This is a genomic window from Synechococcus sp. WH 8016, from assembly GCF_000230675.1.
Classification (GTDB): domain Bacteria; phylum Cyanobacteriota; class Cyanobacteriia; order PCC-6307; family Cyanobiaceae; genus Synechococcus_C.
The window spans coordinates 22,064-37,096 of sequence record NZ_AGIK01000007.1 but is presented as its reverse complement, the minus strand read 5'-3'; the positions used below and the strand labels follow the sequence as shown (position 1 = coordinate 37,096).

Here is a 15,033-nt window from a genome sequence, read left to right as displayed (position 1 = left end):
ACATACGGCCGAGTCGAGTTCAGGCTCCAGTGGTGGACGACGAAGGTGAGACAGAACCCCTCAGCTGAGAAATCAGGCTGGAGAAACTTCGATTCACAGGAGCTTCACGCTCATCAGGATTCACAATGCCAGCGGAAATGATCGTTCGGAACGCATCTTCCACGGAAATGTCCAGATCTTTGACAGATGTTTCGGGAACCAAGGTGTACCAGCCCGTTGTGGGGTTTGGTGCTGTGGGGATGAACACACTGAGAAGGGGCTCCTTGAGCTCAGCTTGGAGGGAAGGACCCACCACGCCGGTCACAAAACCCACGCTGTAAAGGCCCTCGCGGGGATATTCCACTAGAACCACACGCCGAAAACGCTGAGAGTTATCTCTCAAAAACGTGGCGAGCAGCTGTTTCAAGGTTTTGTAAACCGAGCCAGCAAGAGGAATGCGTTGCAGGGTTTCCTCGCCAAACTCCAGCAACCAGCGACCGACGATGTTCCTCGCCATCAAACCGATCAGCAGAATCGCGAAGAGTGGCACCGTCAATCCCAGCGCCAGGTTGATCAAATCCTGGAGAAGAGGATTGAGGGTGATGAACGGGTTGAACTGCTTGGGAATCGAGGTAAGAAAAGCCAGAACAAAACGACTGACCGTGGTGGCCAACCAAATCGTGGTTGCCAGTGGAATGACCACCAACAACCCAGCGATTAAATCGTTTTTCAGATCTTGCTGAAGCCTGGCGCTAAGCGGCAGGTCAGGTCTTGTATTGGACTGCACCAAGGAACGCCTGTGGCCGAAGGCTGACGTGATCTCACCAACCTAACCAGCAGATCGATTAGATCACGGCCCCTAGAGCCAAGAGCACAAAGGCAACGGCAAGAATCACCGCGCTCAAGGTGCCACCGAAACGACGCTGATTCACAGCAAGGTTGCGCTGACGTTCCCCCTGCTTGATCTGCTGTTCCATCTGCGCCAGCTGCTTATCGATGAAAGCCTGAGCAGCTTTGACCCTGTCTTCCTCACTGGCATCAGCAGGCAACTGTCCTGCCTGAGTGAGCTGGTTACCCAGCATTTTCACGTTCTCAGGATTCGCCGATTGCTGACGAGCCATCTCCAATTGACCCTTTTGCTGCTCAAGCGTTTGATCCGATTCACCCGAGAGGTTCTGATTGCCTGAGATCGAGACGGGAACAACCACGATCATCAAAATCGCCAACAGCCCGGAAATCACACAAACGAACCAACGAATGGGAGGTCTTGCTGTCTCCGGTTGATCAAGACGCGAGCCCAGAAGCATGAGCAAGAGGCCGATCAGCCCCATGGGGGCTTGATTAACCAAGCGCTCAATGAGCAGTTGCTTAAAAACTCCATCAGCCCAATCAGCTGCACTCAGCAGCACAGCCATCTGCAATGCCAGCAGCGCAACCAGAGTGATGCCCAACCACCTCAGAACAAACGACAGTCGTAAGGATTGAGAACCCGATGGGGATGCGGACACGTCACGATGATGAAAGGTGATTAATTTTACGGCCCGCTTCCGTGACGTCCTCCACTGGACAATCCCAACTCAGTGCGGCTCTCAAGGAGCGTGCCCGCCTGGAAGGATTCGATCCTGTTGGGATCGCATGTTTACCGGGAAGTTCAAGGCTGCAGATGCGGACAGCAGCGTTACAGCGCTGGCTTGACGCTGGTTTTCAAGCGGAAATGGGCTGGATGGCTGCTCCGCGCAGGCTCGACGCCAGAACACTTCTGGATGGAGCTCGGAGCTTGCTTGCCGTTGGGCTGAATTACTACGTTTCCGAATCACGCCAACCAAACAGCCTTGCCATCGCTCGCTATGCATGGGGCCGCGACTATCACCGCGTCGTCAACCAAAGGCTGCGCCGCATTGGTCGCTGGCTTGAATCACAAAGACCCGAATCGCGCTGGCGGGTTTGCGTGGATGCCGAACCCCTCTTGGATAAGGCCTGGGCAGAAGAAGCTGGTTTGGGATGGATTGGCAAACACAGCAACGTGATTCATCCACAACGAGGGTCTTGGATGGTGATCGGCCACCTGCTCAGCACCGAAGATTTAGTGGCGGATCAACCGGCAGAGCCTCGCTGCGGCCGTTGCAGAGCGTGCATGGACGCTTGCCCCACCGACGCCATCCGGGAACCGTTCGTAGTCGATTCACGGCGCTGCATCGCTTATCACACAATCGAAAACCGAGACGAACAGCTTCCCGACTTGATTAAGGCTGGGATGGGTCCATGGGTGGCTGGCTGTGATATTTGCCAGGACGTCTGTCCGTTTAACCAAACGGAGCTCCCAACGAATCAGGATCCCGAGGTGCAGCCACGTCCCTGGGTGTTGGATCTGAGCGCTGCCCAGGTAATGCAGTGGGATCCTGCGACCTGGGATCAGAAGCTGCGCGGATCCGCACTGAGGCGCATCAAACCTTGGATGTGGCGCCGCAATGCCGCCTCAGCAAAGTCAGTAGATCCACCTACTGTGTCTTCATCTGAGATTCGGTGATGGGATCCCATAGGCGTTCAAGCCAATCGTTCAACAAAGCGTGGGTGTTAGCCGCCCTGATGAGCGCGATCGGTCTGTGCAGCGCTGAACCCGCGAAAGCCCTCATCCCCTATGTGTTCACGCCCAGCACCCAAGAATTAGAAGGGGCTGGGATCGGCATCGGTCGCACTGCAGCGCAGTTGCTAAGGCTGGGACAACCCAAAGAAGCCGCCCGCTTAGCCGCCTTAGCGGTGCGTTTACAACCCAACGACGAACGGCTTTGGTCTGTCCTGGCTGAAGCGCAACTGCGGAGCGAACAACTCGACGACGCAGCTGGATCCCTGGCACGGGCGAAATCACTCAACCCAACCAACGCGGGACTTTGGTTCGCAGAAGCATCCTTAGCGCTGCGCGACAACCGTCCCGACGACGCGATCCCCCTGTTGGATCGCGGTCTCAGTCTGGATCCAAAAAACGCAACGGCCTACTTCGATCTTGGCAACGCCAGGGTGATGCAATCCGATCAAAAGCGGGCCCTGAAGGCTTTTGAGCGCGCCACGTCGATTAAACCCAGTTTTTGGGAAGCCTTAAACAACCAAAGCCTTGTGTTGTTTGAAATGGGAAACACCAAGGAAGCGATTCGACGCTGGCGTTCCGTTTTAAAGATCAATGCCAACCCAGAGCCGATGTTGGCCTTGGCTGCCGCATTAAACAAAGTGAGGCCTGGAGATGAGGAATCCTTGGAGCTCGCTCAAAGAGCTCTTGCCGAATCTCCGAATTACGTTCTGCCAGGCCACCAGAAAAAACAACTATGGGGCCTGAAATTACGCCGAGCGACGGCTGAACTTTTCAACAATCCCAGCCTTCAAAACGCCGTCGAACGGGCCGAGGCGAATGCAGATCCCAAAAGCGCCAACTAACCAAAACCCTGGTCAAGCAGAAGAAGATCTGTAGGCTGACACTCGACTGCCCTCTTATTTCCCTGCAGGATGGCCGAGGAGCGCGTTCAATCGATCGCCCTGCATCACGAGATGCAGCGCTCATACCTCGAATACGCGATGAGCGTGATCGTGGGCAGAGCCCTCCCGGATGTGCGTGATGGACTGAAACCCGTCCAACGCAGAATTCTGTTTGCGATGCATGAATTGGGGCTCACCCCCGATCGTCCCTATCGCAAATGTGCCCGTGTCGTCGGGGACGTGCTTGGTAAATACCACCCACATGGGGATCAAGCCGTTTATGACGCCCTTGTGCGTTTGGTCCAAACCTTTTCCAGCCGTCATCCATTGCTTGATGGTCACGGAAATTTTGGCTCGGTGGATGACGATCCACCAGCAGCCATGCGCTACACAGAAACCCGGCTAGCGCGGATCTCCCACGAAGGGTTACTGGATGAAATCGGCGACGACACCGTCGATTTTGCGTCCAACTTTGATGGATCCCAACAGGAGCCCACGGTTCTCCCTGCCCAGCTTCCGTTTTTACTTCTCAATGGCTGCTCGGGCATCGCTGTTGGCATGGCCACCAGCATTCCTCCCCACAACCTCGGCGAGGTGGTGGACGGTCTCATTGCCCTCGTTAAAAACCCCGATCTAAGCGAAGACGACGTCTTAAAGCTGATCCCCGGGCCCGATTTCCCCACAGGCGGAGAAGTGCTTCTTGGAAGCGGCGTCCGCGAAACCTACTTAAGAGGCCGGGGCAGCATTCCCATGCGCGGCGTGGCCCATATCGAGGAAGTGCATCCCGGCAAAGGAAAGCATCGGCGGAACGCTGTGGTCGTGACCGAGCTCCCCTACCAACTCAGCAAGGCGGGCTGGATCGAAAAGCTGGCTGAACACGTCAACGACGGAAAGATTGGTGGCATTGCCGATATCCGTGATGAAAGCGACCGGGAAGGGATGCGCGTGGTGGTGGAACTCCGCCGTGATGCCGATCCAGAAACCGTGCTGACTGACTTGCAAAGGCGCACGTCACTGCAAAGCAACTTTGGCGCGATCCTGCTCGCCCTCGTCGATGGCCGACCGCAGCAACTGACGCTCCGGCAGCTTCTCCAAACCTTCCTGGATTACAGAGAGCTCACGATCATTCGGCGTACCACCCATGCGCTCCGTAAAACGGAAGATCGGCTGGAAGTGGTGGAGGGCCTGACCACTGCCCTCGCCTCACTGCAACAAGTGATTGCGATGATCCAAGAAGCCAGAGATGCGGCCAAAGCACGGGCCAGCTTGATGGTGCATTTCGATCTGAGCGAACGGCAGGCTGATGCCGTGCTGGCCATGCCCTTGCGCAGGCTCACAGGCTTGGAACAGGAAAGCCTGCGCAAAGAAGCGGATGATCTACGCAAAGAAAGACAGCGACTCACCCTGCTGCTGGAAAACCGTGACCAATTGCTGGATGCCTTGATCCAGGAACTGCGCCAACTCAAAAAACGCTTTGCAACACCAAGGCGCACCCGGCTGGTGGAGGGTGGTGACCATCTGCTTGCCGAGCGGGCCGCCAGTCAACGGCCCAATGCCGAACTACAGAGGCGCCAAGCCCTGGATGCCCTTCCGAGCGAGTCCAGGTTGCTGATTCAAGACGATGGTCAGGTAAAAATCATCAGTCCACAGCTGCTGGGACGCCTGCATCTCAACGATCCAGCTCCGATGGGGGATGAACCCTCTCCAGCTCTCATCAGCTTGCCCATCCAGCCTCCGCCACGACTTTTGGCTGTGACGGTGAGCGGTCGTGTAGCACTTGTGCGCTGGGAATTTGCAGGACAGCAACAAGGAACCCTCGAACGATTCCTCCCCACAGCCCTTGAAGGGGATGTGGTGGTGTCCCTACTGCCCTTACCCAATCCAGAGGATCTCAGTGCCAATGAGACAAGATCGCTTGGATTATTAACCAGTGATGGCCGGTTCAAACGGCTTCCTCTCAAAGACATCCAGGAATTGTCGGGGCGCGCCGCGACCGTTTTAAAACTGAAAGAAGGGGTGAACCTGAAAGCGGCCTTGATCTGTCAAGACGGCGCTGATGTCGCCGTCATCAGCGATATCGGCAGGATTCTTCGTCTGCAAGCAGGGGAAGCCAATCTGCCGTTGATGGGCAAGTTGGCCCAAGGACCGATCACGATGCGTTTGCTCCCTGGCGAACAGCTGGTCACCGCAATCGCGGGGCATGCTGAACGACCAACAACCATCCTTCTGGCGAGTCAAACAGGCCGTCTCCACTGGTTGGACCTCACGACAATCCGCCCCTGCAAACGGGGCGATCTCGGTGAAATTGGTTGGGAACTGAATTCCGAGTCCAACAAAGGGAGCGAGCGCATTGCAGCAGCTTGCCTCGCCGATTCCCTGATTGGTGTGGTGACGTCCAACGGTCGCCACGGACGCCTGAAGGTGCACGAGCAGGATCAGCTCACGCTGAAAGACAACGAATCCATCCTGCGATTGGTGCCCTTAATCAGCTGATCAGAACAGAACAGTGATTAGAGATTGGTTGCCGCCACCCCTGCTGGTTCCAACATCAATTTGCTCGCCTTGATCGAGGCGTCCATCGGAACCGGGTAATCCCCGTCGAAGCAAGCCGTACAGAAATGTTCCGACTGAGCATGGGCAGCTTCCACCATCCCCTCCTTGCTGAGATAGGCGAGCGAATCAACCTTGAGATGCTCTTCGATCTCTGTGAGCGTGAGTCGAGCGGCGATCAACTGATCCTGCGTATCGGTATCGATACCGTAAAAACAGGGATGGGTCACTGGTGGGGAACTAATCCGCATATGCACCTCAGTGGCGCCTGCATCACGGAGCGCCTGAACCAATTTTTTACTGGTGGTGCCACGAACAATCGAGTCATCAATCACCAAAACCCTTTTGCCAGTTAAAACATCTGGCAGTGGATTGAGCTTCACGCGAATCCCGGCCTCACGCATCGCCTGAGTGGGCTGGATGAAGGTTCTGCCGACGTAGCGGTTTTTGATCAGTCCATCGGCATAGGGAATACCACTGGTCTGGGAATACCCGATCGCAGCTGGAATTCCGGAATCAGGAACCCCAATCACGAGATCCGCCTCGACCGCAGATTCACGGGCCAGAATCTGGCCGATGCGCTGTCGATAGCTGTAGAGCGATTCACCAAAGAAACGACTATCAGGGCGCGCGAAATAGATCATTTCAAACACGCACATGCGGGTGGTGGGTTCAATCCAGCGATGCCGTTCTGGAGTGGGGTCCCCACAACGGAACACCACTAATTCGCCAGGTTCAACATCGGCAACGAACGGAGAGCCAATGATGTCGAGCCCACAGGTTTCACTACTGAGAACCCAGTGTCCAAGATCTTGATCACCGAGGTAGCCATACACCAGGGGGCGAATCCCATAACCATCCCGCAGGCCGTACAGGGCATCTGGCGTTCCAATCACCAAACTGAAAGCCCCCTGACACTGGGATGCAGCCGCTTTAATCCCCTCAGTCCAATCCAAGCCCCCATCCACAGCCTGCTGAACCGCGTAAGCGATCAACTCTGAATCCGTGGAAGAGGTGAACTCCACCTCACCGTCATCCACCAGAGCTCGCAACTCTGGTGCATTCACGAGATTGCCGTTGTGCGCCAGCGCAAAAGGCCCGAGACGGGTCATCAGGACCACGGGCTGGGCATTGCAAACCTTGCTGCTCCCAGTGGTGGAATAACGGTTATGGCCGACGGCTAAACCACCAGGCATGCGCTCGAGCACCTCCTGATCAAACACCTGGCTCACCAGGCCCATGTCCTTGTGGAGCCTGACCTTGCCTTCGTTGAAAACAGCAATGCCAGCAGATTCCTGACCGCGATGCTGCAGGGCGTAAAGACCGAAATACACCAGGTTGGCGACTGGCTGATCGAGGGCCTGAACAGCGAAAACGCCGCAGGCTTCTTCCATGCGATCGGGACGCTCTATCTCGAGCTGATGCACCGGCCGCCTCGACTTCGGATGGGTGTTCAGATTCTGCATCAAACCGCACCAAGGCGACGGGGAATGGCTTGTTCGTATTGCTCTCGCAGCGACTCAACGGCAAGGTCAATCACTGGATGTTGTCCCACCGACAAGCGGAAACAACCATGGTCGGCAACGGTTCCAATCTCTGTCACAGGAACATGTTGATGCTCTTGAGAAGCCACTAAGGCTTGCCAAGCCGGGCGCTGTTCGGCGCGCACCGAAACGACGATGCGTGCTCCGCCCTCAGCAAACAAAACACGATCCAGCCGAGCGGACCCCTGTGGCAGGTTGAGATCAACGCCAAGTCCCGAGGCCAGGGCACTTTCCGCAAGCGCTACGGCTAACCCACCATCACTGCTGTCATGGGCTGAGGCCAACACGCCCTGGGCAAACGCCTGACGCACCAAAGCCTGAACTTGCCCCTCCAACTCCAGATCCACGCTTGGTGGACGGCCTGTGAGCAACCCATGAACAACTCCCTGATAGCTGCTGCCCGCCAAACCAAGGCCTTCATTCCCCTCCTCATCGGTGGAGACACCAAGCAGCACCACAAGATCGCCAGGTTGGCGCCAAGCCAATCCTCCGGAGCAGTCGAGATCTTCCACCAGTCCCACCATGCCCACCACAGGCGTGGGATGAATGGGCTGAAGACTGCCATCGTCGGCCCTGGTTTCGTTGTAGAGAGAAACGTTGCCGCCGGTGACAGGGGTGCCCAAGCTGCGACAGGCATGGGATAGGCCGCGGCATGCCATCGCCAACTGCCAATACCCCCTGGGGGTTTCTGGAGATGGGAAGTTCAGGTTGTCGGTCACAGCGATCGGCTGGGCTCCCACACAACTGAGATTGCGAGCAGCCTCAGCGACCGCTGCAATCGCTCCTCGCTCTGGATCGAGGGCCACCCAGCGATTGGGACAATCCAGCGTGGCCGCAACGCCACGCTGAGACGTTTGCAGTGACGCCTCACCCTGTTGAGGACGCAGTCGCACCACAGCAGCATCCGCACCACCGGCTCGAATCACCGTATTGGCCAACACCTGCTGGTCATATTGGCGATAGATCCAGCGCTTGCTGGCAATCGTGGGGTCATCGAGCAAACGCAACAGATCGGCATTCCAATCGCGATCGATGGCAGGACTGGGAAGATCTGATTCACGCCAGGTCCAGTGCGTCTGGATGTCCTCTGGGGGCTCGGACAGCAGCTCGTGCTTGTTGATCGGGGTGTCTTCCGCCAAGGCCCGGGCCGGAACTTCTGCCGCCACGGCACCGTGCTGCAGCACCCTCACCACCGGCTCCTCCAAAACGCGACCAACCACCGCTGCCTGGAGTCCCCAACGGCGGAAACGTTGCATCAGCTGCTCCTCCCGACCCGAACGCACCACGAACAACATGCGCTCTTGAGATTCCGAAAGCAGGAATTCATAGGCGGTCATGCCGTGTTCTCTTGCGGGCACCCGATCGAGATCCAACTCGACACCCACATCCCCCTTCGCCGCCATCTCCGAACAACTACAGGTGAGCCCCGCAGCACCCATATCCTGAGCAGCAACCACATCCCCGCTTTGAAAGGCTTCAAGACAAGCCTCGATCAAGCCCTTCTCCAGAAAGGGATCGCCCACCTGAACAGCCGGGCGATCATCCAGTGAATCGGCACTGAGCTCAGCGCTCGCAAAACTGGCGCCTCCCATGCCATCCCGGCCCGTGGTGCTGCCCACGTACACCACGGGATTGCCGACGCCCGCGGCTCCCGAGCGGACGATGTCATCCGTTTCCATCAGGCCCAGGGCCATGGCGTTCACCAAGGGATTGCCCTGATACGACGGATCGAATGCCACCTCTCCACCCACGGTTGGCACGCCAACGCAATTGCCGTAGTGAGCAATGCCAGCCACAACCCCTTCCACCAATCCACGGGTAGCGGGTTCCTCCAGCGGTCCAAAGCGCAAGGCGTTCAGCAACGCAATCGGCCTGGCACCCATCGTGAAAATGTCACGCAAGATGCCGCCAACGCCAGTGGCCGCACCTTGAAAAGGCTCCACAGCGGATGGGTGGTTGTGGCTTTCCACCTTGAACGCCAAGCGGTGACCTTCACCCAGGTCCACCACGCCAGCGTTTTCTCCAGGACCGACAAGGATGCGTGGGCCTTCTGTGGGGAAGCCACTCAACAGGGGTCTGGAATTGCGGTAACAGCAATGCTCGGACCACATCACACCAAACATGCCCAACTCAGCACGGTTGGGGTCCCGTCCAAGACGCCGCTGAATTTCGCTGTAATCCGTTTCGGTGAGCCCTTCCTGGCGCAGAGCTGCCCCAAGATCAAATGCCGCAACCGCATGAGAGGACTGGGTCACAACCGATGAGTCATCTGTACCCAGTGTTGCCGACGATCAGACCCAAGGATCTTCCTCATGATCGGGCCAATCATTTCGAGCCCTCGAATCATTTCGAACGGAACGGCCACGCTCAACCGGAGGATCATCGGGCCAATCAGCATCATCCCAGTCATCGATGGGGTCCACGGAAGGCGATGCTTCCGTCGGATAGGAAGACTCCAGGTCAGAGGCCCCAAGAGGCTCGTCCCATGGGGGTTCTTCTAACCAACCCTCTAAGCGCTCACCAGCGCGATCTCCAAACTGCTGCAGCTGTTCTCTCCAGTGTCTTGAGCGCTGAAGAAAATCCTGACGAACACTGGCCCGAGCCAGAGGTAAATCATCAAGTTCATGGATCGCCGTGGAGACCAAGCCGGGCTGTTGGTCAACGATTCGATCCGGCAACAAGCGCCAGCGACTGGTTCCAGGCAGCCGAGGGTCACTGCGTGCCACGAGGTAATGACTGATCTGCCCGCTCGCAGGCAAAAAGGCCAAATCAGCGATGATCCCGATCCTCTCTCCATCCACGTTGAGAAGATCGGCATCCAGCAGGGTTGGCAAGCGATCCAAGGTGATCTGATCGGCTTCAGCAGGAGCCCCTTTCACAAACACCTGCTGATCGTCGAATCCCCGACATTGATCAAGACGCCAAACGTCTCGGCTTGTACGCAACGCAGACGGGCGACTCACCCAACCGAGCAGACGGTGCACTGGTGGGTGCATCCAAGCCATGACCCCTGGTCCATGGTCAAGGCCCTGATCACAGCGCACCCGGTGGTGCAACAGATCGCTCAAGAGGAGCTGGTCCGGAACAGTCAAGGTGTCGTGAACGGTGTCAGGAACGAATCTGAACAGGCATCACCAGATAGGTGAGGCCTGGATCATCATTAGCGGGGGTCAGAATCGCCGGCGTCGTGGGGGCGTTGCAAGACAGTCGGACCCGATCACAATCCATGGCCTTGAGACCATCGAGCACATAGCGCACGTTGAAGGCAATTTGCACGGCATCACCGTTGATCTCTGCCGGTAAAGACTCAGAACCACTGCCCACGTCCTGGGCATCCGCACTGATCTGAACCAGTCCCGTGGCTGACTCCGTAGCGATCCTGACCACATTGTTGTGTTGGTCGGCCAAGACAGCAATGCGTTCCAAAGCGGAAATAAAAGCCCGCCGATCGAGATCAATCGTGCGGCTAAAACTATCGGGAATCAGCTGGCGGTAATTGGGATAGGTCCCTTCCAAGGTGCGACTCGTCACCATTTGATCGGCCGCGAGCACCACAACCTGACCTCGCTCACAAAACAGGCTGACCGGATCGTTTCCTTTCCAGCTCGCCATTAATCGCTCCACCTCACGCAGGGAACGTGCCGGAAGCGTGACGGCTAATTCCTCAGGCTCAGACTCGTCGACACTGATTTCAGCCTGCAAGGCATCCTCAACCGTCAACATCGCAAGCCGATGCCCGTCGGTGGATGCGGCCTCCAAACGCTTTTGATTGAAGCGCAGATGAACTCCAGTGAGGAGCTGTTTCGCTTCATCAGCACTACTGGCAAACAAGGTTGCACGCAGGGCTTTCAGCAGAGATGAGGGATCCACCCGTAAGGCGGTGCCGTTCTCCACGAGAGGAAGCTCGGGAAAATCATCCGCAGGCATTCCTCGCATCTGATAGCTGCCGCTCGAGCTGGTGAGCTCCACCTGTTCAGCGCCGGCATCACAAGACAACGACACCGGCGAATCGCTGGATAACTTGGAAACAATTTCGCCTAGCAAGCGGGCAGGCAAGGTCACGGCACCACTGCTTTCGACAGAAGCGGGGAGTGACGTCTGAATTCCCAAATTCAGATCGAATCCAGTGAGGCTGAGGCGATCGGTGCCGGCATCAGCGGTGAGCAAAACATTGGCCAACACCGGATGGGTTGGACGCGAGGCGACAGCTCGACTGACCAACTGAAGGGCTGCGTTGAGTTCTGCCTGGGAACAGACCAGTTTCATGAGGTCCGAGTCAACGGCGTGAACAAATCTCACCTCACGATTTCACACGGTTGGGAGAAGCGCAATGCTTTCACGTTTTTTTCGTGTTCCCCGGCTTAAGGGCTGTTTTTATTCTCTTAAAAGAACTACTAAAACAGCCGTAGTAGGTCTTGTGGAAACAGGGGAAATAAGCCCAAAACCTCCTGTTACTGCCCGCTTTTGAAGCCGGTGCGTTGTGGAATGAATAGAGAGCGATGGGGAGATTCGCCCCGTTTCCCCATCACTCACACCCTGGGGAAAACTTCTAGCTACTTGGGGTGAGGAGTTGTCCTTAGTTTTCCACGGTTTTGAGTCGGGCGAATCAGTGGATTCCTCAGGCAGTTTCTGGTCTGAACCCAGCTGATTTGGTGCCCATTAATGCCGTTGCATTGATGCCGGTGCGTCAAACCAGGGTTTGAATGCCGAGCGCAATCCCGAGGCTCACAACAAGGCCAACGAAGGCCTTCCAAAGGTCCATACCGATGATCCTGCCAAGATTTCCCCCCTCACGATTGGTGAATACAACCTCAAACTCCTGTTCCTTGACCCGCAGGGCGATCTCCCGACCACCGATCAATCCCAGGAACACCCATGTGGTGCTGAGGGGGAAGCTGGATAGGAAGGCTTTGTAGAGCAGGCACAGCCCAAAGAAGAAATCAATCACCGTGGCCGATCGCAGATCGGAGGTGTTGGTTTTGGTGCCTAAGACGGCCTGGAGCGGGCCGCCACCGGTGGCGGCCAGCACGCATAGGCCCACGCAGAGCACCGCCGTGCAGATCGCCATGGCCAAGAAGTCAAGTTGGCGAGGCAGGAAAACAAAAATGTTCGCGAGGTCCTGCACCAGCCACATGCTCCATAGAAAACCGGTGGAGAACCACTGCAGGCCATACCAGATCTTGTTGACTTGTTTGCCTTCTTGAGTCCGCAGGAAGACCCAGCGCTCCAGCAGCCACACGCCCAGGCCGTAGGCGCTGAGACCAACGAGAAACGCCACGATGTAACCCGTCAGAGAGCTAGTTAGCAGCTGTCCGATATTGGCTGGATGGAACGAGGAGAGCACCAGAAAGGAGGTGCTCACGGGGGCACCCCATTGAGTAAGCGCCAGAACGGCGAGGGGAGGAAGGATGTAGACCCAGGTGAAGGGTTCAGGAAGTGGAAACTCCTGACCAGGAACACTGAGGCGACCCCAGGCAGGATCACCGTTCTTGAGGAACCAACCGAGCATCAGCACCGCAATCGTGACCGTGCTGATGAAGGCCATCTGCACCACTTTTGGACTGCGTGTCTTGTTCGAAGAGATGTAAGTCCCGAGGGTTTGAAGTGAGTCGTTGGCAACAACCGAGTAGGCCGCCAATAAGAAGCCAACGATCATCCAGGTGTTGACATCCATGAATCCGCTCATCCGGATGACATCAACAAACTCCAGCCTGTGTGTTCGCGCTTCAATCGCGTGCCGCTTTAAAAACCCATCACCTTGGCCACGGTGCTTAGATCGGGATCAAGATCGGCGTAAAAGGCGGCGTCATTGTTGTTGATCGCGCAGTCCGGATCTTTTAGACCATTCCCGGTCAACACACAGACCACGGTGGATCCGTCTGGCACCTCTGCTGCCCGTTTGATCAAGCCCGCCACAGAGGCTGCACTGGCGGGTTCACAGAAGATTCCCTCCTGGCCGCCGAGAAGTTTGTAGGCAGCGATGATTTCCTCATCGGTGACATCTAGGAAGGCTCCGTTGCTGGCCTGACGGGCTGCGATCGCTTTGTCTCGATTCACCGGGTTGCCAATGCGAATCGCGGTCGCGATTGTTTCTGGATCACTCACGGTGGTTTCATTCACCAGCGGCGCGGAGCCACTGGCCTGAAACCCCATCATTCGCGGCAAACGCCGACTGCGACCAGCTTGTTGATATTCCTGGAATCCCATCCAGTAGGCCGTGATATTTCCGGCATTGCCCATCGGAATGCACAGCCAGTCGGGAGCATCTCCTAGGGCATCGACGATTTCAAAGGCTGCTGTTTTCTGTCCCTGCAATCGGTAAGGGTTCACCGAATTCACCAGGGTGATGGGGTATTTCTCGGCTGCTTCGCGAACGATGTCGAGAGCACGGTCGAAATTTCCCCGGATCGCGAGCACTTCTGCTCCGTAGACCAGGGCCTGCGCCAGTTTCCCTTGGGCGACGTATCCGTCTGGGATCAACACGAAGGCCCGCATCCCGCCTCGGCGGGCATAGGCGGCCGCGGCAGCACTCGTATTGCCTGTGCTGGCACAAATCACCGCTTCACAGCCCGCTTCTTTGGCCTTGCTGATCGCCATGGTCATCCCCCGATCCTTGAAGGATCCGGTGGGATTGAGACCGTCGTATTTGATGAACACCTTCACGCCACGACCAATCCGTTCCGCAATGGATGGGACAGGGATCAGCGGAGTGGCACCTTCGTGGAGGGTGATCACTGGAGTGGCTGAGGAAACGGGAAGCCAGGATCGATAGGCTTCAATCAGTCCTGGCCAGTCCTGCATGACTGGTTTGGCCGTGAAACGCCGGCGGAGGTTCTTGAGTACGGACACCCGCAGAGAGCAGCAATTCCAGAAATCTATGTGTCTGGATCGAGAGGTCGGGTGTACGAAGCCTTTATTTCAAACCGTCGAGGGGTGAATCGGAGAAGAATTTCACCAAGCCAGCAATGGATTCAGCTTTTGCGATCAAGGCCATGAGGGAAGGAATATTCACCTCCATCACCTCTGCTGGATAGGCATCCAGAAAGTTGATCACGGTGAGGCCACCCTCTTCTTTTTGCAGACCGTTAATCACACCGGCTCGGATGGCAGGAACGCTCACCGAGGGATCGGGCACTTTGAGGGGATAAATGATCGTTGCGACACGGCGGATGATGACGTCTCCAATCCGAGTGGACATCAAACGACTGGTAAGAACTAAGGGAAGATCAAGCTTCTGGTTCAGTAATTTGGCGACCTCTTTGGGATCCTGTTTTCCAAAGCGAAGAACATCAGAAAGAATGCCTCTGGCTTTGCCAGTGTCTGCGAGATAGACAAGGTCACTCACAGAGATCGATCGTTTATAGGCTCCGCTGACGAGAGCAACATCCTTTGCAGCATGGACCGGTTGAAACGCAGATGAAATGCTGAGACCGATTGCGGCACCAAGCGCCAGGATGGTTTGGCGGCTGGATTTGCGGGGCATGATCTTGAACAA

At 56.7% G+C, this 15,033-nt stretch carries 12 protein-coding genes; 3 read left to right on the top strand and 9 right to left on the bottom strand.

The window, feature by feature from the left end; all coding sequences use genetic code 11:
- Positions 1–19: 19 nt before the first annotated feature.
- Together SYN8016DRAFT_RS13430 and SYN8016DRAFT_RS13425 are read right to left on the bottom strand one after the other, a co-directional pair.
- Entirely contained in the window at positions 20–769 is a 750-nt protein-coding gene (locus tag SYN8016DRAFT_RS13430) for a DUF502 domain-containing protein (protein WP_038014953.1), read from the bottom strand.
- 55 nt (positions 770–824) lie between these two features.
- Complete coding sequence (locus tag SYN8016DRAFT_RS13425) at positions 825–1,487, bottom strand: HpsJ family protein (protein WP_038014950.1); 663 nt, start codon at positions 1,485–1,487, stop codon at positions 825–827.
- 41 nt (positions 1,488–1,528) lie between these two features.
- On the opposite strand from SYN8016DRAFT_RS13425, the gene queG reads away from it, so the two are divergent.
- The 3 genes from queG to SYN8016DRAFT_RS13410 all read left to right on the top strand — a co-directional run bounded on the left by queG (position 1,529) and on the right by SYN8016DRAFT_RS13410 (position 5,937).
- Complete coding sequence (queG, locus tag SYN8016DRAFT_RS13420; protein ID WP_006854963.1) at positions 1,529–2,506, top strand: tRNA epoxyqueuosine(34) reductase QueG; 978 nt, start codon at positions 1,529–1,531, stop codon at positions 2,504–2,506.
- Positions 2,506–3,405, top strand: a complete 900-nt coding sequence (locus SYN8016DRAFT_RS13415; protein ID WP_006854962.1) for a tetratricopeptide repeat protein — start codon at positions 2,506–2,508, stop codon at positions 3,403–3,405. The genes queG and SYN8016DRAFT_RS13415 overlap by 1 nt, the downstream gene beginning before the upstream one ends.
- 69 nt (positions 3,406–3,474) lie before the next feature.
- Positions 3,475–5,937: a DNA topoisomerase (ATP-hydrolyzing) subunit A gene (locus SYN8016DRAFT_RS13410; RefSeq protein WP_006854961.1), complete on the top strand. Its 2,463-nt coding sequence runs from the start codon at positions 3,475–3,477 to the stop codon at positions 5,935–5,937.
- Between the two features lie 17 nt (positions 5,938–5,954).
- Here SYN8016DRAFT_RS13410 and purF read toward each other — a convergent pair whose 3' ends face one another.
- The 7 genes from purF to SYN8016DRAFT_RS13375 all read right to left on the bottom strand — a co-directional run bounded on the left by purF (position 5,955) and on the right by SYN8016DRAFT_RS13375 (position 15,021).
- Positions 5,955–7,460 (bottom strand): amidophosphoribosyltransferase, encoded by a 1,506-nt coding sequence (gene purF / locus SYN8016DRAFT_RS13405; protein WP_006854960.1) that lies wholly within the window; start codon positions 7,458–7,460, stop codon positions 5,955–5,957.
- Positions 7,460–9,793, bottom strand: a complete 2,334-nt coding sequence (gene purL / locus SYN8016DRAFT_RS13400; RefSeq protein ID WP_006854959.1) for a phosphoribosylformylglycinamidine synthase subunit PurL — start codon at positions 9,791–9,793, stop codon at positions 7,460–7,462. Before purL ends, purF begins: the two co-directional genes overlap by 1 nt.
- 36 nt (positions 9,794–9,829) lie before the next feature.
- Complete coding sequence (locus SYN8016DRAFT_RS13395) at positions 9,830–10,630, bottom strand: hypothetical protein (RefSeq protein WP_038014946.1); 801 nt, start codon at positions 10,628–10,630, stop codon at positions 9,830–9,832.
- 16 nt (positions 10,631–10,646) lie between these two features.
- Entirely contained in the window at positions 10,647–11,804 is a 1,158-nt protein-coding gene (gene dnaN / locus SYN8016DRAFT_RS13390) for a DNA polymerase III subunit beta (RefSeq protein ID WP_006854957.1), read from the bottom strand.
- A gap of 421 nt (positions 11,805–12,225) precedes the next feature.
- Positions 12,226–13,224: a hypothetical protein gene (locus tag SYN8016DRAFT_RS13385; RefSeq protein ID WP_006854956.1), complete on the bottom strand. Its 999-nt coding sequence runs from the start codon at positions 13,222–13,224 to the stop codon at positions 12,226–12,228.
- A gap of 56 nt (positions 13,225–13,280) precedes the next feature.
- On the bottom strand, positions 13,281–14,339 hold the full coding sequence (gene thrC / locus SYN8016DRAFT_RS13380) for a threonine synthase (protein WP_006854955.1): 1,059 nt from the start codon (positions 14,337–14,339) through the stop codon (positions 13,281–13,283).
- Positions 14,340–14,451: 112 nt separating this feature from the next.
- Positions 14,452–15,021, bottom strand: coding sequence for an alpha/beta hydrolase (locus SYN8016DRAFT_RS13375; protein WP_006854954.1), 570 nt, complete (start codon positions 15,019–15,021; stop codon positions 14,452–14,454).
- Positions 15,022–15,033: the final 12 nt, after the last annotated feature.